Annotated in this window: 21 protein-coding genes and 1 tRNA gene; 10 read left to right on the top strand and 12 right to left on the bottom strand. The window is 66.0% G+C overall.

Features of this window, described 5'->3' with window-relative positions:
• Window positions 1–47: 47 nt before the first annotated feature.
• A complete protein-coding gene (locus tag QFX32_02260) occupies window positions 48–455 on the bottom strand; it encodes a hypothetical protein (GenBank protein ID MDI9632865.1) in 408 nt (135 codons plus the stop codon).
• Window positions 456–789: 334 nt separating this feature from the next.
• Between QFX32_02260 and QFX32_02255 the strand changes: the two genes are divergently transcribed.
• The 4 genes from QFX32_02255 to QFX32_02240 all read left to right on the top strand — a co-directional run bounded on the left by QFX32_02255 (window position 790) and on the right by QFX32_02240 (window position 4,939).
• Complete coding sequence (locus QFX32_02255; GenBank protein ID MDI9632864.1) at window positions 790–1,476, top strand: hypothetical protein; 687 nt, start codon at window positions 790–792, stop codon at window positions 1,474–1,476.
• Between the two features lie 204 nt (window positions 1,477–1,680).
• The gene (locus QFX32_02250; GenBank protein ID MDI9632863.1) at window positions 1,681–1,857 is read left to right on the top strand and encodes a hypothetical protein; all 177 of its coding nucleotides are present in this window, start codon (window positions 1,681–1,683) and stop codon (window positions 1,855–1,857) included.
• The gene (locus tag QFX32_02245; GenBank protein MDI9632862.1) at window positions 1,854–3,059 is read left to right on the top strand and encodes a molybdopterin molybdotransferase MoeA; all 1,206 of its coding nucleotides are present in this window, start codon (window positions 1,854–1,856) and stop codon (window positions 3,057–3,059) included. Before QFX32_02250 ends, QFX32_02245 begins: the two co-directional genes overlap by 4 nt.
• The gene (locus tag QFX32_02240; GenBank protein MDI9632861.1) at window positions 3,053–4,939 is read left to right on the top strand and encodes a molybdopterin biosynthesis protein; all 1,887 of its coding nucleotides are present in this window, start codon (window positions 3,053–3,055) and stop codon (window positions 4,937–4,939) included. Before QFX32_02245 ends, QFX32_02240 begins: the two co-directional genes overlap by 7 nt.
• Here the strand turns inward: QFX32_02240 and QFX32_02235 are convergent.
• Window positions 4,878–5,351, bottom strand: coding sequence for a TIGR00725 family protein (locus tag QFX32_02235; GenBank protein ID MDI9632860.1), 474 nt, complete (start codon window positions 5,349–5,351; stop codon window positions 4,878–4,880). The two genes, QFX32_02240 and QFX32_02235, sit on opposite strands and share 62 nt — an antisense overlap.
• Window positions 5,348–6,697, bottom strand: a complete 1,350-nt coding sequence (locus QFX32_02230; GenBank protein MDI9632859.1) for an aldehyde dehydrogenase family protein — start codon at window positions 6,695–6,697, stop codon at window positions 5,348–5,350. The genes QFX32_02235 and QFX32_02230 overlap by 4 nt, the downstream gene beginning before the upstream one ends.
• A 308-nt stretch (window positions 6,698–7,005) precedes the next feature.
• Between QFX32_02230 and ileS the strand changes: the two genes are divergently transcribed.
• A complete protein-coding gene (gene ileS / locus QFX32_02225) occupies window positions 7,006–10,221 on the top strand; it encodes an isoleucine--tRNA ligase (GenBank protein MDI9632858.1) in 3,216 nt (1,071 codons plus the stop codon).
• Here the strand turns inward: ileS and QFX32_02220 are convergent.
• Both QFX32_02220 and QFX32_02215 read right to left on the bottom strand, forming a co-directional pair.
• Window positions 10,171–10,902, bottom strand: a complete 732-nt coding sequence (locus QFX32_02220; protein MDI9632857.1) for a tRNA(His) guanylyltransferase Thg1 family protein — start codon at window positions 10,900–10,902, stop codon at window positions 10,171–10,173. The genes ileS and QFX32_02220 overlap by 51 nt on opposite strands.
• 56 nt (window positions 10,903–10,958) lie before the next feature.
• The gene (locus QFX32_02215) at window positions 10,959–11,234 is read right to left on the bottom strand and encodes a PRC-barrel domain-containing protein (GenBank protein ID MDI9632856.1); all 276 of its coding nucleotides are present in this window, start codon (window positions 11,232–11,234) and stop codon (window positions 10,959–10,961) included.
• A gap of 49 nt (window positions 11,235–11,283) precedes the next feature.
• Here QFX32_02215 and QFX32_02210 point away from each other — a divergent pair, with 49 nt between their 5' ends.
• Window positions 11,284–12,417, top strand: coding sequence for a CBS domain-containing protein (locus QFX32_02210; protein MDI9632855.1), 1,134 nt, complete (start codon window positions 11,284–11,286; stop codon window positions 12,415–12,417).
• Window positions 12,418–12,422: 5 nt separating this feature from the next.
• Here QFX32_02210 and QFX32_02205 read toward each other — a convergent pair whose 3' ends face one another.
• Genes QFX32_02205 through QFX32_02195 form a run of 3 tightly spaced genes read right to left on the bottom strand, consistent with a single transcriptional unit; the run spans window position 12,423 to window position 16,142 of the window.
• Entirely contained in the window at window positions 12,423–14,078 is a 1,656-nt protein-coding gene (locus QFX32_02205; protein MDI9632854.1) for a radical SAM protein, read from the bottom strand.
• On the bottom strand, window positions 14,075–14,689 hold the full coding sequence (locus tag QFX32_02200) for a DUF115 domain-containing protein (GenBank protein MDI9632853.1): 615 nt from the start codon (window positions 14,687–14,689) through the stop codon (window positions 14,075–14,077). Before QFX32_02200 ends, QFX32_02205 begins: the two co-directional genes overlap by 4 nt.
• On the bottom strand, window positions 14,679–16,142 hold the full coding sequence (locus QFX32_02195) for a DHH family phosphoesterase (GenBank protein MDI9632852.1): 1,464 nt from the start codon (window positions 16,140–16,142) through the stop codon (window positions 14,679–14,681). The genes QFX32_02200 and QFX32_02195 overlap by 11 nt, the downstream gene beginning before the upstream one ends.
• A gap of 145 nt (window positions 16,143–16,287) precedes the next feature.
• Between QFX32_02195 and QFX32_02190 the strand changes: the two genes are divergently transcribed.
• Window positions 16,288–16,361, top strand: a tRNA-Lys gene (locus QFX32_02190).
• Between the two features lie 66 nt (window positions 16,362–16,427).
• Here the strand turns inward: QFX32_02190 and QFX32_02185 are convergent.
• Window positions 16,428–17,315: an ABC transporter ATP-binding protein gene (locus QFX32_02185; protein ID MDI9632851.1), complete on the bottom strand. Its 888-nt coding sequence runs from the start codon at window positions 17,313–17,315 to the stop codon at window positions 16,428–16,430.
• 81 nt (window positions 17,316–17,396) lie between these two features.
• On the opposite strand from QFX32_02185, the gene QFX32_02180 reads away from it, so the two are divergent.
• The 3 genes from QFX32_02180 (at window position 17,397) to QFX32_02170 (ending at window position 21,098) form a co-directional block, all read left to right on the top strand.
• A complete protein-coding gene (locus QFX32_02180) occupies window positions 17,397–19,214 on the top strand; it encodes a PrsW family intramembrane metalloprotease (protein ID MDI9632850.1) in 1,818 nt (605 codons plus the stop codon).
• Window positions 19,215–20,291: an ABC transporter permease gene (locus tag QFX32_02175; protein ID MDI9632849.1), complete on the top strand. Its 1,077-nt coding sequence runs from the start codon at window positions 19,215–19,217 to the stop codon at window positions 20,289–20,291.
• A gap of 168 nt (window positions 20,292–20,459) precedes the next feature.
• Window positions 20,460–21,098 (top strand): RDD family protein, encoded by a 639-nt coding sequence (locus tag QFX32_02170; GenBank protein ID MDI9632848.1) that lies wholly within the window; start codon window positions 20,460–20,462, stop codon window positions 21,096–21,098.
• 79 nt (window positions 21,099–21,177) lie between these two features.
• On the opposite strand, the gene QFX32_02165 is transcribed toward QFX32_02170, so the two are convergent.
• The 3 genes from QFX32_02165 to QFX32_02155 all read right to left on the bottom strand — a co-directional run bounded on the left by QFX32_02165 (window position 21,178) and on the right by QFX32_02155 (window position 24,504).
• The gene (locus QFX32_02165) at window positions 21,178–21,375 is read right to left on the bottom strand and encodes a hypothetical protein (protein MDI9632847.1); all 198 of its coding nucleotides are present in this window, start codon (window positions 21,373–21,375) and stop codon (window positions 21,178–21,180) included.
• Window positions 21,376–21,410: 35 nt separating this feature from the next.
• On the bottom strand, window positions 21,411–23,057 hold the full coding sequence (ilvD, locus tag QFX32_02160) for a dihydroxy-acid dehydratase (protein ID MDI9632846.1): 1,647 nt from the start codon (window positions 23,055–23,057) through the stop codon (window positions 21,411–21,413).
• 100 nt (window positions 23,058–23,157) lie between these two features.
• Window positions 23,158–24,504: a cobyrinate a,c-diamide synthase gene (locus QFX32_02155; GenBank protein ID MDI9632845.1), complete on the bottom strand. Its 1,347-nt coding sequence runs from the start codon at window positions 24,502–24,504 to the stop codon at window positions 23,158–23,160.
• Window positions 24,505–24,534: the final 30 nt, after the last annotated feature.

Here is a 24,534-nt window from a genome sequence, read left to right as displayed (position 1 = left end):
CCCCGGCGCAAAAATGGGTGAAAAAGGGGTCCCGCGGGAAGGCCATTTCACGGCAGCGCTTCCCTTCGCACCGGGCACGAGACGCACGATTTTCCGGTGCGATTCCCGCCGCGGGGATGCACGTCACCCGCGTTCCCCCTGTATTCCCGGACCGGGACGGCATTCCTCTCCCTCTGCAGGAGGGCTGCCACGTGCCTCGTCCCGATGCAGAAGAGCCTGTCGTCGACGAGGACCATGAGCTCGCGTTTCCTTGCCGCGAGGACCGGGGAGAGCCACGCGTACCCTTCCCCCTCCCCCTGCCCGTTGACGACCGCCGCGTTCCCGCCCGACGCGAGGTGCGCGAGCTCTTCCTCTGTCACGTAAAAAGTGCCTGCCTCGAGGACGAGGGCGATTCCCCTGCCCGATCGCCGGGCCTTGCCGGCCCTGACGAGGGTCGGTCCCGCACCGCGTGCCATGATGCCACCGCATTACCTATGGTCCACCCGGGGATGTAAAGGTGGCGTCAGACGCAGCATCGGGCCCCGATACAAAAAAAGATTGCAATTTTTGCTCCTTCTGTCCCCGGTCTCCACGCGCGCGAATCCCGCGGGGAAACTCCGGCACCGCCCACTGCTTCCCCGTGCCTCGCGTTCCGGCCGGGTCGTGGACGGGAGGACGTGTGGGGAGAAGCAGCGGGCCTTCCTCCCCGTGCGGACCCTGCGCGGGGAGGGGGGCCCTCGCCCGGGAATGCCGCTCCCCGGGGGGAATCCATTAAAACGGGGAAAGGCGATGGTCATGTGGTGATGGCGATTGAACGCGAGTGCCAGGGTTTTCGTGGTCTTCTTCGTCGCGTGCCTCTCCCTCGCACCGTTCTTTGCAGGCGCGGAATCCCCTGCCGGGGAAGAACAGGCATGGTATGCCGTCCACTGCAACGTCGACGGCGCGAAGGTCTACTTCGACGGGGACTATAAGGGCGAGATACGGGGCGGCGTCCTCGTGGTTCCGGTCCACACGGCCGGTACACCCTCCAGGATGTACTCGGTGCAGGCCGAGGGATACACGGCTTTCACCGCGATTGTCCCCGGTGTCCCCGGGAAGGGCGAGACGTACGACCTCCAAGTGACGCTGGTTCCCGCGCCGCAGACGAGGCCGCCACTCGTGGGCGGGGACATGGGGTGGATCACGGTCCACTGCAACGTCGACGGCGCGGCAGTATCATTCGACGGGACCCACGTGGGGTACATCGCGAACGGTATCCTCACCGTGCCTGTATACACCACCGCGACGCCGTACAGGACGTACACGGTTACTATGAAAGGGTACCTCCCCTTCACCGGGACGATCGACCGGTATCCCGCGAAGGGAGAGACGATAGACCTGCAGGCAACCCTCGAGCCCGCGCCGCCAACGTCCCCGGCGAGGTCTCCCCTCGCGGTCCTGCCGGTGCTCCTCTCGTCTGCCGCGGCTGCCCTCCTCGCCGCACGGGGGAAGGGTTGAAGCGTGGGGCACGCGCGAGGCATGGGAGAGGGCACGGGACATCCCTCGGTCGCTTTTTTCCCGGGTGCACGCCGCCGCAACTCCTCCCCGCGTGCACCTCTCCCTTTTTCCCCTGACGCGTGGGACCGGCGTTCAGGGCGGTTTAGTGTACTCGGCGGGGGGCATCGACCATTTTTATACCATTCGCGCCCGAAGTACAGGATGATGGACGAAGAAAGGATTCGGGATGCATTCGAGAAAGAGGGGATTGGAAAGGAGATCAGGTGTCCCGAGGCATTCGCCCTCTCGGAGAAGTACGGGATCCCGAGGATGGACATCGGGAAGTACTGTAACGCCCACGGCATCAAGATCCGTGCCTGCCAGCTCGGCTGCTTCAAATGAGCCTCTTTCTCCGGACAGTTCCCGTCGCCGAGGCGGTACGCGTCGCGCGCGGGATCGCGGTCCCCCCTCCCCCCGAAGAGGTCCCGCTAGGGGAGGCACTCGGGAGGGTGCTCGCGCGGGATGTCTTCCCTGACATGGATATCCCGGCGTTTCACCGCTCCACCGTGGACGGGTACGCGGTGCTCGCCTCTGATACCGCCGGGGCGGGGGACGCGGTTCCCTCCCTCCTCGCACTCGTGGGGACGGTGAGGATGGGGGAAGAACCCCGGATTCACGTGCGGGAGGGGACGTGCGCGTACGTTCCCACGGGGGGAGCGATCCCGGCGGGCGCGGACGCGGTCGTGATGGTCGAGGACTGCGAGGCCATCGGGGACCAGGTCCTCGTGAAGAGACCCGTGGGGCGAGGGGAGAACATCGTGCGGAGGGGAGAGGATTTCTCCCGCGATAGACCGGCACTGCGGGCGGGACGGAGGATCCGGCCGGCGGACTGCGGTGTTCTCGCCGCCGTGGGCTGCACTTCGGTCCCCGTCTTCCGCGTCCCGCGCGTGGGGGTGATATCCACCGGGAACGAGCTCGTGGATGCCCGAGAAATTCCCGCGCCGGGCTGGGTGAGGGACAGCAACGGGCCGATGATCGCCGCGTACCTCGCGCAGGCAGGGTGCGCGGCGAGGACGTACGGGATCGTCCCGGATGAGAGGGAGAGACTCCGGTACGCCCTTGACAAGGCACTCGGCGAGAACGACGCGGTCATCCTCTCAGGCGGGAGCAGCAAGGACGAGAGGGACCACACCGCAGCCCTCATCGGGGAAATGGGCGAGGTTCTCGTCCACGGGATCGCGATCTCACCGGGGAAACCCACGATCATCGGGAGGTGCCGGGGGAAACCCGTCGTGGGGCTCCCCGGTCACCCGGCATCGGCACTCGTCGTGCTCGACCGCGTCGCAAGGCCGCTCCTCTGCGCGCTCGCGGGAGAGACCGCCCGCATCGAACGGACCGCGACGGCAGTCCTCGGGGAACACGTCCCCTCCGCGCGGGGCCGCGAGGACTACGTGAGGGTCCGGCTCGAAGGGGGCAGGGCATACCCCGTTTTCGGAAAATCGGGTCTCCTGAATACACTCGCGGAGTCGGACGGCATCGTGCGCATCCCCGCGGAGCGGGAGGGATTGGAGTCGGGGGAGGTCGTCGAGGTGATCCTGTGGTAAAGAGATTCCTCTCGGTGGTCTCGCTCGGCGACGCGAGGAGGGCACTGTCGGGAGTGCCTGTCAGGTGGAGGGAGACGCTCGTTCCCCTCGGGGAGGCAGTCGGCCTCGTGACGGCCCGGCCCCTCTTTGCCGCCTACTCGGTACCGGGCGAACACCTCGCGGCTATGGACGGGATCTGCGTCAGGAGTGCCGACACTGCCGGGGCGTCCGAGCAGTCACCCGTGGTTCTCATGGATGCCGTGCCGGTCAACACGGGGAATGTCATTCCGCCGGGGTACGACGCGGTCATCATGGTCGAGGAAGTCTGGAGGGAAGGGGACGCTTACCTCGTCAGGAGACCGGCGAGCCCGTGGCAGAACATCCGTCCCCCGGGGGAGGACATCGCGGAGTCCGAGATGATCCTCCCCTCCGGGCACAGGGTCCGGCCACAGGACGTCGGCGCCCTCGCCACCTACGGCATCACCCACGTCCCGGTGAGGTCGTTCCGGGCGGGTCTCATCCCGACGGGGAACGAACTCGTCCAGCCCGGGACGAGGCCGGGGCCGGGACAGGTCGTGGAGAGTAACACGCGCCTCGCGGAGGCGTTCCTCTCGGCGCACGGCGGGGTCTGCACGCGGTATCCCCCGGTGAGGGACGACCCGGCCCTCATCCGCGAAGCCCTCGCGCGAGCCGCGGGAGAAAACGACCTCGTCATCGTCTCCGCCGGTTCCTCGGCGGGAACGCGGGACTTCACGGCGGAAGTCATCTCCGAGCTCGGGGAGGTCATCGTCCACGGCGTCGCGATGAAACCGGGAAAGCCGGTCATCGTCGGGGCTGTCGGGCAGGTCCCCGTCATCGGTCTCCCGGGGTACCCCCTCTCTGCCCTCACGGTCCTAAGGGAGATCGTGGCCCACCTCCTCACGGTCTCTGGGATCCCGGTCTTTGGGCACTCGACAGTCGAGGCGAGGCTCGCTTCCACGCTGCCCTCCGAGGCGGGCGTGGACGAGTTCGTCCTCGTCGCGTGCGGGAACGTCCGGGGGGAATGGGTCGCGATTCCCCTCCCCCGGGGATCGGGGATCCAGATGAGTGCCGTCCGGTCGAATGGGCACGTCTGCATCCCCGCCTCTGTCGAGGGGTACCGGGCGGGAGAGAAGGTCGACGTGCACCTGGCCACGGGGACGGACGAGGCGCGCGCGGCGCTCGTCGTCACGGGGAGCCACGACCCCGCGCTCGACTGGCTCGCGGACATGCTCGCGTGCCGGGGGACGAGGGTATTCTCGGCGCATGCCGGGAGCATGGGGGGACTCCTCGCCCTCCGGGGAGGATACTGCCACGCCGCGCCGGTGCACCTCCTCTCCGAGTCGGGGGAGTACAATGTCCCCTTCATCGAGAAGTACCTCCCGGGAATGGAGGTCGAACTCGTCTGCGTCGCGGAGAGGGAGCAGGGCATCATCTCGCGGACAGGGCTCTCCCTCGACGAGATTCCCGGGAAAACCTTCGTGAACAGGCAGAAGGGCTCGGGCACGCGAATCCTGCTTGATTTCGAGCTCGCGAGGAGGGGGATATCTCCCCGGGACATTCCCGGCTACGGGAGGGAAGTGACGACGCACACGGCCGTTGCCCTCGCCGTGAAGAACGGCCAGGCGGACGCGGCGATGGGAATCCGGTCGGCTGCGCGGGCTTTTGGCCTCTCGTTCGTTCCTGTCGCCCACGAGAGGTACGAACTCGCCGTCCCGGCGGACATGCTCGGTGACCCGAGGGTCGAGGCCCTCCTCGGCGCCGTCGCCTCGGCGGAATTCCGCGCAGTGCTGGAAAGGATGGGGGGTTACAGGACGGACCTCACGGGGACGCGGCGGAGAGTGCGCGCAGGCACGCCTCCTCCGGACTCTCGCAGGCAGTGACGCCGGGGATTTCCCACGTCCGATACCCGTACACGGGCTTTCCCGTCTTGAGGGCAAAGGCAATCTCGGAGAGGGTCCCGTACCCCTTCCCTATCGCGACGACCGCGTCGGCACTCTCCACGACGATGAAGTTCCTCGCGTGCGACATCCCGGTCCTCACGCGCACCGAGAGATGGGCGTTCCCTTCCCCTCCCCACGGGAGGATTCCGATCGCGATTCCCCCCGCGTCCCTCGCACCGCGGCACGATGCCTCCATGACGCCTGACATCCCGCCGGAGACGAGGATTGCCCCCCTCTCCGCGAGGATCCTCCCCGCGATTTCCGCAGCGCGTGCCTCCCCTGGCGTGCAGTCCGAAGGCCCGATCACCGCGACCTGCCACGGCCGGGGCGCGCCGGCCCCCTGCCCGGTCACCCCGCACCACCTCCGTGGCAGGGGCTGAGGGCGAGGAGCCGGAGCGTGGTCATCTCCTCTATCGCGTACCTCGGCCCCTCGCGCCCGAGGCCCGATGCCTTCTCCCCGCCGTAGGGCATGTGGTCGGCCCGGAATGTCGGGACGTCATTGACGACGATCCCGCCGAATTCCCCTTTCGCGAACGCTTCCACGATCCTGCCGATATCGCGCGTGAAGATGCCCATCTGGAGGCCGTAGCGGGTCCGGTTCGCGAGGGAGAGTGCCTCTGCAAAGTCGCTGTAGCTGCACAGGCCAATGACCGGTGCGAAGACCTCCTCGTCGAAAAGGCGCATGCCGGGCCTGATGCCCGCAACGACCGTGGGGACCATCGTCGCGCCCTCCGCGTGCCCGCCCGCCGCGATCCTCGCTCCCCGCACGACGGCGTCCCGTACCATTGCAAGGGCCCTCTCTGCCGCGTCCGCCGAGATCATCGGGCCGACGTCGGTCCTCTCGTCCCGGGGATCCCCCACCGCGAGGTCCCCCGCGAGCCGGCAGACCGCGCGGCACGTCTCCGCGTAGACTGCCTCATGGACGAGGACCCGCTGCACCGAGATGCACACCTGCCCCGCGTCGCCGAATCCCCCCTGCACGACGCGGGCCGCTGCGTGCCCGACGTCCGCGTCATCGTGGACTATCACGGGGGCGCTCCCCCCGAGTTCCAGCAGGACCCGTTTCTGGCCCGCCTTCCCGCGGAGGGCCCACCCGACTTCCGGGCTCCCCGTGAAGGAGAGGACCGAGATGCGGGGGTCCTCGACGAGCCGCTGGGCACGCTCTCCGGGGCAGGGAACGACGTTCAGCGCGTCGGGGGGGAACCATGCGTCGACGAGCATCCTCCCGAGGACCACCCCGAGGGGCATCCGACGCGTGATCGCAAACCTCCCCTCGTTCCCCGGAGTCCAGTCGAGCGGGATGACCTCGCCTCCGATCCTCTTTGCCTCCTCGGCTGATGTCCGGAGGGTCTCGGCCGCCCGCCGGACCTCCGTGCGTGCAGACGCGATGGTCTTTCCGCCCTCCATCACGAGGACGCGGGCGAGTGCATCGGAATCCCGCAGGACCCTCGCGGAGACGTCCGAGAGGACACGGTACCTCTCCGACGCCGAGAGTTCCCGGGTCTCGGAGAACCCGCGTGATGCGAGAAAAACCGCGTCCCCGAGGTCAGCCCCCGTGGCCTCGTGGACACGCGCGAATGTTTCCCCCGTGTAGGGGAACCGGACCGCATGCACCTCCCCCGAAAACCGCTCCGTCCCGCCGACGATGCACCCGTGCTCGGGAACGTCAAAACCGCTTGCGTGACCCCTGTCCACCATGGGAGATCGGTTGCGAACGGTTTCCCATGAAGCTCCCCCGGGGAACTGGATCCCTTCCCGCATCACGGCCCGGAGGGGCAGGGAAACACCGGGGGGATTTTTATATGCACAAACCCCATGTACATCTTCGTGGTGGAATAACTCCATGACGGATTGTTTTATTCCCTGATGCGCGCCGAAAACGGCGTTGGCCAGGAGAATCGTGGCCTGGCACGGGGGACCACCGCGCGGGGGAGGACGGGAGGAATTTGCGTGCACGTCCGGTGCATCCCCGCACGCTGCCGAGGATTTTACGGGTGTCTTGAGCGATGAAGGAAGAGAAGAGTAGTTTCCACGCGGGCGAGATCGAGGAGGAAGTCCAGGCATTCTGGAAGGAGAACAACATCTTCCGGCGTGTCGAGGAGATGCGCAGGGGAGGCAAGGAATTTTTCTTCGTGGACGGACCTCCCTACACGACGGGGCACATTCACCTCGGGACCGCGTGGAACAAGATCATAAAGGATTGCATCCTGCGGTACCGCAGGATGTGCGGCTGGAACGTGATCGCGCGGGCCGGGTACGACATGCACGGGTTGCCCATCGAGGTGAGGGTCGAGCAGAAACTCGGTTTCTCCTCGAAAAAAGACATCGAGCGTTTCGGGATCGGCCCCTTCATCCAGCACTGCAGGGAATTTGCCGCGGCGAACAAGGACATCATGAGCAGGCAGTTCATGCGGCTGGGCGCGTGGCTCGACTTCGACGACCCGTACCAGACGATGCACCCCGGCTACATCGAGGCCGCGTGGTGGACGCTCAAGAGGGCAGACGAGGAAGGGATGCTCGAGCGCGGGTACAGGGTCGTGAACTGGTGCCCGCGGTGCGCGACGGCGATCGCGGATGCGGAGGTCGAGTACTGGGACGAGTCTGACCCTTCCATCTTCGTGAAATTCCCGGTCGAGGGGCGGGGCTGCGAGTACATCGTCATATGGACGACGACGCCGTGGACGCTCCCCGCGAACGTCGCGGTCGCGGTCAACCCGGGACTGTCGTACGCGAGGGTCGAAGCGGAAAAAGACGGGCAGAGGGAGGTCCTCTGGATCGGGGAGGGACTCGTCGAGAGCGTGCTCAAGAAGGGCAGGTACCAAAGGTACTCTGTCCTCGAGACGCGGCCGGGAACGGCAATGGGGGACCTCTCTTATTCCTCCCCCCTCGGGGATCAGGTCCCCGCCCAGAAGGGGATAGCCCACAGGGTGGTCACGGCCGATTTCGTCGCCCCCGAGAACACGGGTATCGTCCACATCGCGCCGGGGCACGGGTGGGACGACTACGTCCTCGGGTGCAGGGAAGGCCTCCCCATCCTCTGCCCCGTGGACGCCCACGGGAAGTTCACCGAGGAGGGGGGAAAGTACGCGGCGCTCTTCGTGAAGGAGGCGGATCCCGTCATCATGGCCGACCTCGGCCATAACCTCCTCGCGCGCGAGAAGGTCACCCACCGGTACGGGCACTGCTGGCGGTGCAAGACCCCCATCATCTTCAGGGCGACGGAACAGTGGTTCCTGAAGGCATCGGAGATCAGGGACAAGATGCTCGACGAGGTCGCGCGGGTGACCTGGTACCCCGAGTGGGCAGGGAGCGCGAGGTTCCACGACTGGATCAAGGAGGCGAGGGACTGGTGCATCTCGCGCCAGCGGTACTGGGGCATTCCCATCCCGATATGGACGTGCGGGTCGTGCGGGAAGTACCGCGTGGTCGGGACCTTCCGGGAGCTCGAGGAGGCGAGCGGGACCCCCATTTCCGACCCGCACCGCCCGTGGGTGGACGAGGTGGTGATCCCGTGCGCGTGCGGCGGCACGATGCGCCGCGTCGAGGACATCTTCGACGTGTGGTTCGACTCGGCCGTGGCCTCGTGGGCAACGCTCGGATTCCCCGCGAGGAGGGAAGATTTCGAGCGCCTCTGGCCAGCCGATTTCATCACCGAAGGGCAGGACCAGACGCGCGGCTGGTTCTACAGTCAGCTGGGCGCGAGCGTGATCGCGTTCGGCCGGGCCCCGTACCGGAGCGTCCTCATGCACGGCTTCGCGCTGGATGCCGAGGGGCGGAAGATGAGCAAGAGCCTCGGGAACGTCGTCACCCCCGAGGAGGTGATAAAGGCGTACGGGGCGGACGTCCTGCGCCTCTACGTCCTCTCGCAGAACGCGCCGTGGGAAGACCTCAGGTTCAACTGGGAGGGCGTGAAGAACACCGCGCGGGCCATCAACATCTTCTGGAACGTCTACCGGTTCCCCCTCCCCTACATGATCCTCGACGGGTTCTCGCCGGCCGCGCCGGCGGGTGCTTACGACGGGCACTACGTGAGGGAGAATTTCACGTCGATGGCTCCCCTCGACAGGTGGATCGTCTCGAGGGTCAATTCCCTCGCGTCGCAGGTCACGGCGGGAATCACCTCCTGCGAACTCCACCGGGCATCGCGCGCACTCGTCCAGTTCATCCTCGAGGATCTCTCGCGCTGGTACATCCAGCTCGTGAGGGAGAGGATGTGGGCGGAAGGAACGTCACGCGAGAAGACCGACGCGTACGAGACGGTGTACTACGTGATGCGCGCCCTCCTCTCCCTCTCCGCGCCCTTCATCCCCCACGTCGCGGAGGCGATGTACCGGAACCTGCGGCTCCCGGGGGATCCCGAGAGCGTCCACATGCTCGACTGGACCGGCGGGGACCCCGCGCTCGTCGACGGGGAACTCGAGGAGATGATGGAGGTCGCCCGGTCATTTGACGACGCGTGTGCGAACGCGCGGCAGGCGGGGAAGAGGAAGCTCCGCTGGCCCGTGCGCGAGTGCGTCGTCGCGACCGAGAACGAGCGGGTGGCCACCGCGATCGAGGCGCTCCTGCCAATCTGCCGGGAGAGGGCGAATGCACGCGCAGTCAGGGTCGTGAGGGGGAGGTGGGACAGGGTCGGGTGGAAGGCAGAACCCGTCATGAAGGCACTGGGACCGGCGTTCGGGAAGAATGCGCCGCGCGTGCGCGACGCGATCGCCGCGGCAGACGGGAACGTCCTGAAGGCAGAACTCGAGGCGAGGGGCACGGCGGTCGTCTCCGCCGGCGGGGAGACCTTCGAGGTGCATCCCGGGCAGGTCACGTTCACCGAGGTCCTGCCGCCGGGCGTCTACCCGGCCCCCATGGAGGGGGGGACCGTGTATGTCGACACGACGCTCTCCGAGGATCTCGAGGCCGAGGGGTACGCCCGCGAGATAATCAGGAGGTACCAGGAGATGCGCCGGCAGCTCAACCTCGCCGTGGAGGAATACGTCCACGCGCGTGCCCTCATCGCCGACGAGAGGATCTGCAGGCTGGTCGCGGCCACGTGGAAGAAGGGCATCATGGACGAGGTCAGGGCCGCGTCGCTCGAGATCTCGTGCGGGGTGCACGACGTCGCCTCAGGGATGGACCTGTGCACGGACTGGGACGTCGAGGGGGTAAAGATGACCCTCGCCCTCTCACGGGCCCGGCAGGATCGAGGCGAGGAGCGCGCGCCCCTCCGCGGATGAGAAGACCGGCAGGTCCCTCTCGGTGACCACCTCGCTCCGGTAGCTCTCCACGACCCTCCCCTCCCTCGGGTTGAACCCTTCCACCCTCCTTGCCCTCTTCATGACGAGAATCCCCCTCCGCTGCCACGCGGGTGTCGCGGCGAGGTTCAGTCCCCTCGAGAATGCGAGCTCGTGCATCTCGGGTGCGGCCTTGCCCTTGAGGAATGACGCGGCTTCCTTCCTCGTCATCCCCTCCTCCACGAGGATGTGCTGGCAGTAGGCGTTCATGTGGTTCCTCCACGCCTCGGCCTGCCTCTGGATGAGGTATTCCTGCGCAATCGCCGGCGTGACGTGGACGATGCGGGCATCGAACGAGACGGGCTGCCGGCTCCCCATCTCTATCGTGAGGGCACTCGCGGCAAAGGACGCGGTGACCGAGTCGATCTTCTCGACGCGCCCGCTGTAGGGGAGGTGGGAGAAGTAGAGGTTGATCTCGTCGGAGAAGATGTAGGCGAGCTCCGGGGATAGCCCGCTCTGCGAAACGAGGAGCTCCCCCACCCTCGCCATCGCGTTGCCGAACCGCTCGTCGAAGGGACGCTGGAGACCCCACGTCTCCGCGAGCCTGTGGAAGGCGCGGCCGTCGAGCCTGACGAAGACCGGGGGGACGGCGACGAGGTTCGAGTAGAGTTCCCTCTGCCGCATGAAAAACGAGGATGGCAGGGGCGCAGTTTCCCAGGAGACGGCCTGCCGCGGGGATTTCACCGCGGCGCTTCGGCCGGCGCCTCGCCCTTCTTGAATGCCCCGGGGAGGTGGCGGATGATGACGATGTCCCCTATGCTCCTGATCATCCGGAACGGTATCTTGATGCCCTTGTAGTTCTTGATGTCCAGGAGGTCCTGGTTGAGCTTGCCCACGAGGAGCGAATCCATCTTCTTCCCCTCTATGTCGATGAGGACATCCTCTACCTCCCCCACGAAGACGCTCTTTTCCGTGTAGATATTCAGGCCGAATAAATCGGTGATCTGGGTTCTCATCCTAATCATGGAAGATATATACTATGATGGTTAAAAAGATACTCTTTTCATGGACGGGTCGTTCAAAATCGGGTCCATTTTTGGTATTCCGATCCAGATCCACTGGACTTTCCTCGTCATCATCCCCGTTTTTGCATGGATAATCGGGAACCAGATAGTACCCACGGTCGGAATCCTCTCGTCTGTATTCGGCGTCTCGATTGACACGACCTACCTCGTGGCCGGATACAACCCGTACATCATCGGGCTCCTCCTCGCGCTCGGGCTCTTTGGAGGCGTCCTCCTCCACGAGATCGCGCACTGCATCGTCGCGATGAGGAGGGGCGTCCCCATCCACAGCATCACCCTCCTCGTCTTCGGGGGCGTCGCTTCCATGGAGGAGAGCTCGCCCGAGCCGGGCGTCGAGCTCCCCATGGCGCTCGTCGGCCCCCTCACGAGCCTCGGCATCGGCATCTCGTTCATCGCCGCGGTGTACCTCGTCGATGCAACCCTCGCGGGTGGCCCGGTCTTGGGCCTGCTCACCTTCACCTTCTCCTACCTCGGCCTGCTGAACGTCTTCCTCTGCCTCTTCAACCTCCTCCCCGCGTTCCCCATGGACGGCGGCCGGGTGCTCAGGGCGTACCTCGCGTCGCGCATGCCGCTCCCGGAGGCGACGCGGATCGCGGCGGACGTGGGGAAGGCGTTCGCGGTGATCTTCGGCATCGTGGGGGTCCTCCTCTTCTCCCCCCTCCTCATCCTGATCGCGCTCTTCATCTACATCGGGGCGACGCAGGAATTCCACGCGATAAAGTACACGTTCCTCTTAAGGGACGTCTCGGTGGGGGACATCATGTCGAGCCCCGTGATCTCGGTCACCCCCGAAACCCCCATTCGCGAGGTGATCGACCTCATGTACGTGACGAAGCACCTCGGGTTCCCCGTGACGGACAGGGGGTACCTCGTGGGGATGGTCACGCTCGCCGACATCCACCGCGTCTCGCCCATCGACCGCGAGGCGATGCAGGTCAGGGACGTGATGACGCGCGACGTGGTCACGCTCCCCCCGGAGGCCCCGGTCATCGACGCATTGAAGACGATGACCGCGAGGAACATCGGGCGCCTCCCCGTCATGGCAGGCGACCGCCTCGTCGGGATCGTGACGAAGACGGATATCCTGAAGGTCATCGAGCTTCGCGAGATATAGGAGAACTAGGAGAGGGCGACGAGGTGCTCGAGGGGGAGGGCGCCCGCGACCGCCCTCAGCGCCTCGAGGTCGCGGAACGGTCTCTTGGCGGCGATCCGGGCGGCCAGCTGTTTCCCTACGCCGGGGATCCACGTGAGCGCCCTCCGGGGTAGCGCGTTTACCTCTATGGGGACGGGGAGGGCCGAGACGGACCGCATGCCGTGGTCGACGACGACCGCGTCGACGACGGAATTGACCCCGAGGCGCAGGGGGAACCCGACGAGGATGGGGTAAGAACCCATCTGCCTGCCGAACGAGAGGGAATCCCCCTCCTCCTCGATGAAGACCTTCCGGAGGACGGTTCCCACGGGGAAGACGCGCCTGAGCATGGGGAGGTCGAAGCGCTCGCGCACGTGCGCCTTGAACGAGGAGAAGAGTTCCCTGTGGAGACCGAGGGTATTCTGCGCGTAGGCCCTCGTCCCCCCAAACGGCATCAGCTGCCTGATGTTGACCCTCCGGACGAGGAGGCCGGAACGGAGGACGCGGTCGAGGAACGCGATGTTCTCCCTGTAGGTCTGCGCCGTCTCGCCCGCGAGGCCGCAGACGAAGTTCAGGCCGGGGAGGAGGTGGGGGATCCCGTTTTCGCGGTGCCCCCCGACCTCGTTCACGATCCGGATGGCCTCGAGGACCTCCTCCGGCCGCGCCTTGAGATTGTTCTGCTCGATGACGGCCGGGTCGGCGGTCTCCATGCCGAACGCGGCGACGTCCCCGGGCGTGTGGTGGGAGACGATCACCTCGAGTGCCGCGCGGCTCGCGTCCGGGTGGCGCGCGATCGTCGCGGGGTTCACGTTGTCGATGTGGAGGGTCTCGAGGGCAGGGGCGGACTCGCGGACGAGCGTGAAGAGCTCCTCCAGTCTCTCCGGGACGGGGGACGGGTACTCCTCGGAGGGGGATGACCCGTACACGAGGATGTCGGGCTGCCGCCCGAGCCGGAAGTGCCGGGCACCCGTCCGGGAGAGGCTCTCGACCTCGCGTGCAATCCCCTCCACGGGACGGAAGACGGGCGGGCCGTAGAGGGGTTCCGTGCAGAACGAGCACCCGCCCGAGTGGGACCTCGGGCACCCCCGCGCCGTCTCGACCTCGCACATCACCCACGGGAACCTCGGGTGCTGGGCGACGACCCACGCGCCGCGCACGCTCCACGGGTCTTCCCTACGGTAGTCGAAGTCCCCCCGCGGTTCCCTGCCCGAGAGGTAATTGTCGAGGGCGGATGCCGGAGACCCGCGGAGGACGACGTCGAACCCGGGGAAAGTATTCTTCTCCGCCTTCTTTCCCCCGCCCGGCGAGTATCCAAAGACGATGGGTCCCGAGAGGATGGCGAGGGGATCCTTCAGGGCCGCCCCGATCTGGAGTATCTCGGCGAGGGTTGCCGGGGTCCCGCCCATGTACTTCCCCGGGACGGTCACTCCCGCGACCACGACGACGAGCGACGCGGCCTGCATCGCGCGGATCAACCCGGGATCCCTCCTCGCCTGGTCGATCGTCGCGTAGGAGACGGTGTACTCGTGTTCCCCGAGGACCCCCGCGAGTGTCCTCACGTAGGGCGAGATGTAGGGGGGAACACCGAGGCACGCGGGCTCGTCCACGTAGCCGTCGAGGATGAATGCCCTCTTCTCCCTCATGGGTAGACCATCGCGAGCAGGCGCTTTGCCCAGCGGAGTTTCGCCTTCTTCACCCTGTCCACCCGCGGGTCGTCGAGGTCGAACCCGGCGAGGGTGACGCGCGCAGCGCCGAGTGCCTTCGCGGCGAAGACGGCGCGGTCCCCGTCCGTGAATCCCCCGAAGTTGTGCACGCGGGGGAGCGGCCTTGCCTGTGTCGTCCCCACGACGGGCCCGCGGAACCTCGGGACCCAGAGCCTGATGAGGGGGATGTTGTCGCCGTGGGCATGGACCACGATGACCGTTCCCCTCCTGTTCATCTCCACGAATTCCTCGGTTGCACCGTCGAGGTCCGTGAAGATCGCGTCCGGGAGTATCCCGTGGGACTGCAGGACGAGGGCTGCCGCGTCGGCGGCGAACACGCACCCGCCCACACCCGGGATCTCCCTCGGGAGGGAGGGGCCGTTGCCGCACACGCACACCTCCCTCCCCCTCGTGATCCCATGGAGGAGGTCGAGGTCATCGCGTTCGAGGAGGGTCGAGAGGAGGGCTGCAGCCCTCTCGTCCTCCGCCCTGTCAAAGCCGAAGTACTCGAGTATCTCCTCGTATACCGGTTCCCACTCCTCAAATTCCATGGCCAGACTCCGGCTCGAGTCCCACGAGGCCCATGAACCGGGAGAGGAGGGGGTCCATCACGAGGGAGAGGAGACCCTCCTTGTCCTTCACGTGGCGGAAGTAAAACAGGGGGATCGTCGCGGCTGCCATGTTCGGGTGCCCCCCCGCGTCGCCGATGTCCCCGAAGGCCTCCTTGAGGACGTTTCCGATGTGGAGACGGATGTCCCTGTTGCGCGCAGAAACGACAATCGCGTCGTCCGTGATCCCGTACACGAGGGCAGTGTTCACCCCCTCGAGGGAGATGAGCAGGTCCGCGGCCTGGGGGAGTGAGTCGCGGTTGTGTACATACCCCACGTTGGAGAAGAGGTAGCCGCTCCTGATGTGCCGGTTCTTGATCGCGGCGCCGAGCACGTCGAGCGTCTCCTGGGAGAGGGAAGGGGACATGATCTGGTCGAGGATTTCGGCATCGGTCAGGGGGAGGAGGAACGCGGCGTTGGAGAGGTCCTGGGGGGTGACATTCCGGCGGAATTCCTTCGTGTCAGCCCTTATGCCGTACAGGAGCCCCGTCGCGACGTTCCTGTCGACCGGGATGTCGAGTTCCTGGAGGTACTGGGCCAGGATGCTCGCAGTCGCGCCGAGGCCCGGCCGCACGTCGGAGAACGTGGCACTCTCCTGCCCGTGCCCGTCCCTGTGGTGGTCGATGATGATGGAGACCCGGGTCCGCGGGGAGAGGGGGTTGTTCAGGCCCGGCCCCGAGCTGTCCACGAGGGCGAGGTGCGTGCAGTCCTGCACGGCCCGGGGATCGAACTTTTCCATCTTGATGTCGAGCAGGTTGACCATGGTCCTGTTCTCCTGGTGGCCGATGATCCCGTCGTAGAAGATCCGGCACTTCAGTTTCTGGGGGTTCGCGCTCTTCGCGATGGCAGAGAGCGCCATCGCGCTCCCGATGGCATCCGGGTCAGGGTTATTGTGGGTGATGATCCCGAGCGTCCCCTCGAGACCCGAGAGGAGGTTGTAGAGCCTGCGCGCGAGGCCCGCGGAGTGGATCTTGTCCGCCTGGCGGATGGCGGCCTTCGCGACGACCTGCTGGGGGTAGAGGACGAGGTCTGCACCGGCGGAAGAGAGGAGTCCCGCGCCGATCGGGTCTGTCGCGCGGGCGACGATGTGCAGGCCGGGGATTGCCTGCCGGAGGGTCCGGACGGCAGCGGTGTTCACCTTGTTGTCTCCCGAGAGGACGAACGCCACCTCGAAACCCGGCAGGTCAGAGAGGAAATTCGGGTCGGAGATGTCCTTTTGGACGGCGTCGAACCGCTGCTCGCGGAGTTCCCTCACCCGCGAGGCGTCGATGTCGCAGACGATGACCCTCTCTCCCCTCGCGGCGAGTTCGCACGCGACGTGGTATCCCGTGCTCCCGCAGCCGAGGACCGCGTAGCGCGCGGCCGTTCCCCTCTCCCCTTCGCCCGCCCTCTGCATGAGACAATGTCAGTCCGCGGGATAATTAAATTTACAAACACGACACGCCACGGGACTGCACCCGGCGGGAATTCCGTGGCACCGCGGGCCCCGTTGCGGAAACTTTATGTTTTACCCGTGCGCATAAATACAAGCAGGTTTGCACGGGCTTGTAGCTTAGTTCGGAAGAGCGACGGACTCTTAATCCGTAGGTCAAGGGTTCAAATCCCTTCAGGCCCGCTATTCTCCTTTTCAATCCATTTCGGGGGTACCACGGGGATCGTTGCCACTCGCCGTTGGCAAACCTCACGCCCCGATCTTCGCGAGCATCTCCTCGAGGCTCGGGTAGTGCGATTCCACCCGCTCGACCGTCCCCCCGGCCGAAGTGACCTCCTGCGCGATCCTATTCATCTCCCTCACGTCGGGGACATCGACGCGGAAGTACCCGCCCTCGTGGGTGTAGCGGGCGACACCCGAGAGGAGCGCCGGGTCGCGGATGGTGAAGTACAGCGAGTAGGAGACAGACCCGTATGTCTCCCGCAGGTCGGAGAGCGTCCCGAGGGCGACGCGGTGGCCGCGGCGGAGGATCATGATGAGGTCGCAGATCGCCTCGACCTGGTAGAGGTTGTGCGCCGAGAGGACGATGGTTTTCCCCTTCGCCCTCAAATCCCGGAGGAGATCGACGATCTGGCGCGACGTCATCGGGTCGAGCCCGGAGGTCGCCTCGTCGTAGATGAGGATGGAGGGGTCGTGGATGAGCGAGCGGGCTATCGCGACCTTCCTCTTCATACCCTTCGAAAACTCGCCCATCTTCTTTCCCCCGTCGTTGAGCGAGAGCCATTCGAGGAGTTCCCTGCTCCGCCTCCTTATCGATGCACGGTCCATCCCGTAGATCTCCCCGAAAAACGTGAGGTAATCGTCCACCTTCATCGTCTCGTAGAGGCGCGACTCTTCCGGGAGGTACCCGACCATCTCCTTGTACCCGTCGGGATTGTGCAGGATGCTCTCCCCGTTCACGAGGATGTCGCCGGAAGATGGCTCGACCAGACCCGCGAGGATCTTGAGGAGAGTCGTCTTTCCTGCGCCGTTGTGGCCTATGATCCCGAGTATCTTCCCCTCGGCAAGGTCGAAGCTGATATCCCGGAGAACCTGTGTCCTCCCGTAGGTTTTCGAGAGATTCCGTGCGGAAATCATGTCATTGGGCGGAGTGCCTGTCCAGATTCCTCGACCTGCAACGTATTATAGGTACTGAAGCTACCCTATTTCCGGAAGGCCGTGAACCCGAGTGCATTTCTCTCCCACGTGGCAACCATCGCCCGGTGGGAGGTCCGCCGCACGTTCGGCGTGATGGGGAGGCACACGCTCCCCGTTGCAATCGTCCTCGTCGTCTGCCTCGTCGTGGTGACCGGGTTTGCCGCGGAACGCGGTCTCCACATCCAGGACGGGATCTACAAGCTCGGGACCGACAATCCACGCCTGCTCGCGGATATCGTCGGGGGGGATGCACGCTTCGACCTCCTCGCGGGGGAGAGGGAATCCCTCTTCGCGAACCGCGGGATGTTCGACATCATCGTCCTCGGGTCTGATGTGTACGTCCACGACACCGAGAAGGGGAGGGCCGCGCTGAAAACGCTCGAGCGCGACTACCAGAGGTACCTCGACTCCGTATACGGCGCCCAGCAGGATCTCTTCGCGGCCTATCCCCTCTGGATAGAAGTGCAGGAGGTGAAGAGCGAGCTTGACTTTTCCGCGACGCAGTCGGGCAGGCAGATATCGGCGCTGCCCCAGCCCGACAGGCCCCCCGTCCCGGAAAACCCGCCGGGAGAGGTCGTGCCCCCGTCGCCCGACATTCCCGTCCCGGTCGAGGACCTCCGGCAGGGTCTCCGGCAGTCATGGGAACAGAGAGGCGAATTCGCCCGTTACACCGAGCTCGTGGGGCCGAAAAGCCCGTTCGGCTCCTACAGGACACCCTCGCAGCTCTCGCCCCCCCTCCCCTTCGACTCGATCATCCTCGTCTTCCTCTTCATCTTCCCGCTCTACTTCTCCGCGCAATTCTACATGATGAGCATCATGCAGGAGAGGGTCGAGCGGAGGGGCGAACCTCTCCTCTCGAGCCCCGCGGGGGCGGCGGCGATCGTCGTGGGGAAAGCACTCCCCTACTTCTGCGGGATGCTCCTCCTCTGCGCGGCGATCGCGACGTACATCCGGGCGCCGCTCTCGGTCCTCGTCCCCCTCGTCCCCGTCATCCTCTTCTTCCTCTCAAGTGCCCTCGTCATAGGGATGGTATCGCGGAGCTTCAAGGAACTCTCGTTCGTCTCCATCTTCTTCTCCACGGTCGTGACCTCGTACCTCTTCTTCCCGAGCATCTTTGCCCACGTCCACGTCATCAGCATCGTCTCGCCCCTCACCCTCATCGTGCTCGCGCTGCAGGGCGAGGGGTACACCGCGAGCCAGTACCTCTACTCGACCTCCCTGTTCTTCCTCACGAGCACGATACTCTTCTACGTGGGGATCGTGAACTTCCGCGAGGAGCGCCTCTTTTCCCTCTCCGGTATCGCGCGCCGCGCGAGGGATTTCGTCGCCACCTCCCTCTCCCCGGCCCACCCGTACCTCTCCGTCTTTTCGGTGAGCGCGTTCCTCGTGCCTTTCGTCTTCATGGTCCAGATGCTCCTCCTCGTCCTCGTCTTCAACCTCCCCATGCCACTCTCCCTCGCAATCCTCATCGTGTCTGCCGCGTGCGTCGAGGAGATCGCAAAGTCCGTCGGCGTCGCGACCCTCGTCCTCGACGGTGGCAGGCGCGCATCCCTCCGGTTCGCCGTGCTCTCCTCGCTCGCGACGGCCGCGGGTTTCTTTGCCGCGGAGAAACTCCTCCTCTTCGTCACGCTCGCCCAGATCACGGAGAGCCTCTTCGGGAGCATCCTCTTCCTCACTGCCGGTTTCCTCGTGTACCCATTGCTCCTCCACTTCGCCTGCACGCTCTGCCTCGCATCCGCTGTCAGCTTCCTCGGGGAGAGGGGGTACATCCCGGGAGTAGCGATTGCGACCCTCGTCCACAGCGCGTACAACTTCGTCGTCATCGGGGGGCTGATGTAGGTGAACGGGAGGAACGTTCTCCTCGTCGCGGCCAAGGACCTGCGGAGCCTCGGGAACGAGAGGACGATAGTACTCGCGATCCTCCTCCAGCTCTTCGTCGCTCTCTTCTCCTCGTTCCTCATGGTGGGCCTGACCTCCATGTACGATCCCTCCGCGCTCGCGCGGTTCCCGGGCACCCAGTACCCGGTCGGCTACGTCGGGCAGGAGGGGGATCTCGCGCGCCTCCTCCGGGAGAGCGGACAATTCTCGGTGTACACCATGGACCTCGCGAACGCGGTCGGGGCGCTCAAGGAGCGCAAGCTCTCGGCGGTCGTGTATGCGCCGTCCATACCCCCGGATTCGCCGGGGCCCGTCAAGGTCACCCTCTACGTCCTCCAGAACGACATCCAGTCCACAATCGTGAGCGTGAAGCTGAAGGAGGTATTCCTCGCCTACGAGGAGTTCCTGCGGACCGTGCGCGCCTCCCGCCTCGACGTCGTTCCCGAGACCCTCGAATTCCCTGCCGATAGGTCGGGACCGGGGTTCTACGAGTTCATCTACGGCCTCCTCGTCCCCCTCCTCCTCATGATGCCCGCGATCATCTCGGCCGCCCTCGTGATAGACCTCGTCTGCGAGGAGTACCAGCACCACACCCTCGAGACCCTCCTCTCGACGCCGATGACGATGCCCGAGGTCGTCTGGGGCAAGGTCGCGGCCTGCCTCCTCCTCGTCCCCCTCCAGGCGGGAACGTGGATCGCCCTCCTCTCGCTGAACCGCATCGCCATCGAGAACATCCCCCTGGTCATGGCCCACGTGGTAACCACGTCGCTCGTCCTCGTCCTGTTCGCAACGCTCGTGGCGCTGTTCTACCGCGAGAGGACATCGGCCCAGTTCGTCTTCTCCACGGCTGTCGTCGTGATCATGCTCGCCGCGCTCGCTTTCCCGGGGAACCCGCTGAATGCAATCGCGCAGCTTTCGACCGGCACGGTTGCCCCCCCGCAGTTCGCGGCCCTCCTCCTCGCACTCGCCGCGTGCATCGTCCTTGCCCTCGCGACACACGCGGCTGCACGGAAGCTGCAGGGCAGGGGAGGAGAGTGAGGACGTCTCCGGGAGACCCGGGACGCGTTTCCTCCCGGTTCGCGCGGAATTGACAGGGTAAGTGCCCCGGGAACGTGCCCGCCGGTCCCGGGCTCCCTTTATGGAGAAAATTCGATACATTGAAGTGATACCCGTCGATTACTACCTGATCTCTAGGAGCTGGACCCGATGTTCTGTCCGAAGTGCGGGAGGGAAACGGAATCAGGGGGGCGTTACTGCCAGTGGTGCGGTGCAGACCTGAAGATCGCTCCCCCGAGGGCCGTTCTCCGCAAGAGGGTGGGGGAGATCACCACGGAGAAGTACGCGAGCCTCCCGAGGAGGATTGGCGCGGGGATCCTCGACATATTCTTCCTCCTCATCTTCGACATCTTCGCCGCGGGGATCGTCACGGTTGTCTCGTGGATCTTCCAGAAACCGAGTCCCCTCTCCGAGGCGGTGGTCATGCTCTACCAGTACTACCTCCGCATCCCCCGCACGGACGCGTACGGGAACGTCGTCCACGCCCTCCTCCCCACCCAGGTCATCATCTTCGTCGGGCTCTTCTTCATCCTCATCCCGTGGTTTTACTTTGCGTACCTCGAGAGTTCCGCAAACCAGGCGACGCTCGGGAAGATGGTGATGCGGATCGCCGTGACGGACATGAGGGGCAACAGGATCTCCTTCGCGAGGGGGACCCTCCGGTTCTTCTGCATCTTCCTCTCGTTCCTGACGCTCTTCGTCGGGTTCCTCATCCCCGCGTTCACGCGGTACAAGCAGGGTCTCCACGACATCATCGCGGGGACGCTGATGTTCCTCCAGGAGTACTAGCAAGGGAGAAAATCTCCATCTCACTGCGTGCCGTCTTCCCCTGGGCGACCACCGGGCGCGCGGGGAAGGCCTGCCCCCGTCACTCGTCGTACTTGCCCTTCAGGCCTTCCCACCCCGCGAACCCGCAGTAGATGCACCCGTCCCCGCCGCAGTGCCTGCACTTCCGCGCGGGTGCGGTGACGAGGACGTAGCCGGTCTTCTCGCAGTATATGCACCCTGCCCCCTCGCAGTGTGTACAGAGGACCCTCTCGTACTTCCGGCTGGTATCTTCGGCCATCCCTACATCTCCCGCCCTCGCCCGGTGTACTGACCTCACTCCCCGAGGACTGCTCCCCTGTCTGCCTGCCCGACCGTCCTCGCGTACCGCGCGAGAACGCCCCTCAGGGTCCTGCGCGGGGGTTTCCATTCGTCCCTCCGGCGCGCGATCTCGGCATCGTCGACGAGGAGATCGATCTTCTTTGCGTGGAGGTCGACCGCGACCATGTCGCCGTCCCTCGCGAGCGCGATGGGGCCACCGGCCGCGGCCTCGGGCGCCACGTGCCCGATGCAGGGGCCTCTCGTCCCCCCCGAGAAACGCCCGTCGGTGACGAGGACGACTCTCCTGTACCCGAGCCCCACGATGGCCGACGTCGGGGAGAGCATCTCAGGCATTCCCGGTGCCCCCGCCGGCCCCTCGTACCGGATGATGACCACGTCGCCCTCCCTTATCCTCCGGGAGAGGATGGCCTCCATTGCCGCGGCCTCCCCGTCGAAAACGCGGGCAGGACCGGTGTGCGTCCACATCTCGCGCGGGACCGCGGCGGACTTCACGACCGCACCGAGGGGAGCGAGGCTCCCGCGGATGATGCGGAGGCCTCCCGCGGGGCTGATGGGGTCAGACACCGCGCGGACGATCCCGCCTTCCCGCTTCCTCGCCCCGGCGGCGATCTCGTGGACGCGCTTCCCCGAGACCGTCAGCCCGTCCTCAAGGTAGTCCGAGAGCTCGTGGAGGACCGCGGGTATCCCCCCCGACCTGTAGAGCTCGAGCATGGAGTGCGGCCCGGCGGGCTGCATGTGGCAGATGTGGGGGATTTCCGCCGAGATCCTGTCAAAGTCGTCGAGCGAGAGGTCCGCGCCCGCCTCGCTCGCGATCGCGAGGAGGTGGAGAACGGTGTTCGTCGAGCCACCGAGTGCCATGTCGACGCGTATCGCGTTCCTGAGGTTTTCCGCCGTGATGATCTCGCGCGGGAGAATTCCCCCGCGGACGAGCGCAACGATCCTCTCCCCCGACATGCGGGCGATGCGGAGCTTCTCCGCGTGCACGGCAGGCGTTGCAGCGCACCCGGGGAGGGACATCCCCATCGCCTCGGTCATGCATGCCATCGTGTTTGCCGTGTAGAGACCCTGGCAGCTCCCGCACCCCGGCATCGCGGCGCACTCGAGCTCGTGGAGGCCCGCCTCCGTCATCGTCCCCGCTGCCACCTTCCCCACTCCCTCGAAGACGTCGATGAGCGAGAGGTCCCTCCCGTCGAGGTACCCCGGGAGCATCGGGCCACCTGTCACGACGATCGCGGGGATGTTGCACCTTGCCGCGGCCATCAGCATCCCGGGGACGATCTTGTCGCACGTCCCGAGGAGGACGATCCCGTCGAATGCGTGCGCCTCGACCATCAGCTCGATGGAATCCGCGATGTTCTCGCGGGAGGGGAGGGAGTACCGCATCCCCGCGTGCCCCATCGCGATCCCGTCGCATATCCCAATCACGCCGAACTCGAACGGGACACCGCCCGCAGCGGCGATACCCTCCCGGATCCTCGTGGAAAGCGTGCGCAGGTGGACATGTCCCGGGACGATGTCGTTCCACGCATTCGCAATACCGATGAACGGGAGGTCTATCTCGCCGTCAGTCACCCCGAGGGACCGGAGGAGCGACCTGTTGGGCGCCCTCTGGTACCCCTCCTTCACGATCCTGCTCCGCATCATTGGTGAACGCCTGCCTCTGGAAAGAGCTCTTTCCGGGATACCAAATAAGTGATCCCGCCGGTGGGCCCGGTCCCGCGGCCGGCTTCCTTTCCGCCGGCTATGTCCTCTGGTACATCTCCGCGGCGCGGACGAGGGAATCGGCGAACGCGGGCGAGAAGTAGGTGTGGGTGTACGTGCCGACGGTGCCGTGCTCGAAGAGACCGTCCCTGCCGCCGAGGATGCCCTTTCCCCGGGAGAGGGAGAGCGCGAAACGCGCGTCCCGTTCAGGTTCCACGATGGAATAGTGGAATTCGTGCCCCCGCACGGCAGACCCGCGCGGCGAGAGGGGGGGTCCGTCCTCCCACGTCCCCTCCACGTAGTCGAGCGCCTGGAGTCTCCCGGTCATCCGGGAAGTCGCGGGGAGGACTCCGGCCATCCGGTGCGTGCCCCCGGACTCGAGCGATTCGGAGAGGTACAGGAGACCGCCGCACTCTCCGAGCACGGGCATCCCGTCGGATGCAGCCCCGCGCAGATCCCTCGTGCAGGGCGAACGGGAGAGTGCTGCCGCGAAGAGCTCGGGGTATCCCCCCCCGAGGTAGACCGCGTCGACCCGGGGGAGGGGATCGGCGAGGGGGGAGAAGAACGTGACCTCTGCTCCCCGACACCGGAGGAGATCGAGGTTCTCATGGTAGTAGAAACAGAACGCGGAGTCCATCGCGACGCCCACCTTCACGCGCGGGGGAGCGGGCGCGCGGTCGTAATCCTCCGCGAATGGCAGCGGGGGGGCCCCAGACGCGACCCGGAGTATCCCGTCGATGTCGCAGTTTTCCGCGACGACGCGGCCGTGCACGCCCCTCTTGTCGGTCTCGTGGGCCATGTGGAGCCCAAGATGCCTGCTCTCCACAGATAGGGAAGGTTCCCGCGGGATGAACCCGAGCGCGGGGAGCTCGAGCCCCGCGGCAATCATCCTCCTGTGGCGCTCGCTCCCGGTCCTGTTGCATATCACCCCCGCGATCCGCACCGAGGGGTCGAAACCCGCGTACCCGCGCAGGAGCGCGTGCGCGCTGCGGGACATCCCGTGGACATCCACGACGAGGATGCAGGGGGCAGAGAGGATCCGCGCGACGTGGGCCGTGCTCGAGGTGTCGGTCCCGTCCACGCCGTCGAACATCCCCATCACGCCCTCGACGACCGCGATGTCTGCACCCCGGCACGCCCTCGCGAATGTCTCGAGGACACCTGCCTCGCCCATCATGAAGGGGTCGAGGTTGCGCGAGATCCTCCCGCACACGGCGGTGTGGTGCGTGGGATCGATGAAGTCCGGCCCCACCTTGAACGGCTGGACGGAGAGTCCCCGCGCGACGAGGGCCTCCATTATCCCGCGGGTGATCGTGGTCTTCCCGCACCCGCTGTGGGTACCGCAGACCACTACCCTCGGGATCGACACCCCGGGCCCCCGCGTCATCCCTATGCGATCCCCGGAGAGATCCACTCC

This window comes from Methanolinea sp. (genome assembly GCA_030055515.1).
Classification (GTDB): Archaea; Halobacteriota; Methanomicrobia; order Methanomicrobiales; family Methanospirillaceae; genus Methanolinea_A.
Note: the sequence above shows the minus strand (reverse complement) of the source record. Positions and strands in the feature narration are given on the sequence as shown.

What these genes read in the sequence shown, in the direction of transcription:
- QFX32_02220 (MDI9632857.1), bottom strand. Translation starts at nt 10,902, where the DNA reads ATGCGGCAGAGGGAACTCTACTCGAACCTCGTCGCCGTCCCCCCGGTC.
- QFX32_02245 (MDI9632862.1), top strand. Translation starts at nt 1,854, where the DNA reads ATGAGCCTCTTTCTCCGGACAGTTCCCGTCGCCGAGGCGGTACGCGTC.
- QFX32_02230 (MDI9632859.1), bottom strand. Translation starts at nt 6,697, where the DNA reads ATGGTGGACAGGGGTCACGCAAGCGGTTTTGACGTTCCCGAGCACGGG.
- ileS (MDI9632858.1), top strand. Translation starts at nt 7,006, where the DNA reads ATGAAGGAAGAGAAGAGTAGTTTCCACGCGGGCGAGATCGAGGAGGAA.
- QFX32_02250 (MDI9632863.1), top strand. Translation starts at nt 1,681, where the DNA reads ATGGACGAAGAAAGGATTCGGGATGCATTCGAGAAAGAGGGGATTGGA.
- QFX32_02210 (MDI9632855.1), top strand. Translation starts at nt 11,284, where the DNA reads ATGGACGGGTCGTTCAAAATCGGGTCCATTTTTGGTATTCCGATCCAG.
- QFX32_02155 (MDI9632845.1), bottom strand. Translation starts at nt 24,504, where the DNA reads ATGACGCGGGGGCCCGGGGTGTCGATCCCGAGGGTAGTGGTCTGCGGT.
- QFX32_02260 (MDI9632865.1), bottom strand. Translation starts at nt 455, where the DNA reads ATGGCACGCGGTGCGGGACCGACCCTCGTCAGGGCCGGCAAGGCCCGG.
- QFX32_02200 (MDI9632853.1), bottom strand. Translation starts at nt 14,689, where the DNA reads ATGGAATTTGAGGAGTGGGAACCGGTATACGAGGAGATACTCGAGTAC.
- QFX32_02215 (MDI9632856.1), bottom strand. Translation starts at nt 11,234, where the DNA reads ATGAGAACCCAGATCACCGATTTATTCGGCCTGAATATCTACACGGAA.
- QFX32_02170 (MDI9632848.1), top strand. Translation starts at nt 20,460, where the DNA reads ATGTTCTGTCCGAAGTGCGGGAGGGAAACGGAATCAGGGGGGCGTTAC.
- QFX32_02165 (MDI9632847.1), bottom strand. Translation starts at nt 21,375, where the DNA reads ATGGCCGAAGATACCAGCCGGAAGTACGAGAGGGTCCTCTGTACACAC.
- QFX32_02205 (MDI9632854.1), bottom strand. Translation starts at nt 14,078, where the DNA reads ATGAGGGAGAAGAGGGCATTCATCCTCGACGGCTACGTGGACGAGCCC.
- QFX32_02185 (MDI9632851.1), bottom strand. Translation starts at nt 17,315, where the DNA reads ATGATTTCCGCACGGAATCTCTCGAAAACCTACGGGAGGACACAGGTT.
- QFX32_02195 (MDI9632852.1), bottom strand. Translation starts at nt 16,142, where the DNA reads ATGCAGAGGGCGGGCGAAGGGGAGAGGGGAACGGCCGCGCGCTACGCG.
- ilvD (MDI9632846.1), bottom strand. Translation starts at nt 23,057, where the DNA reads ATGCGGAGCAGGATCGTGAAGGAGGGGTACCAGAGGGCGCCCAACAGG.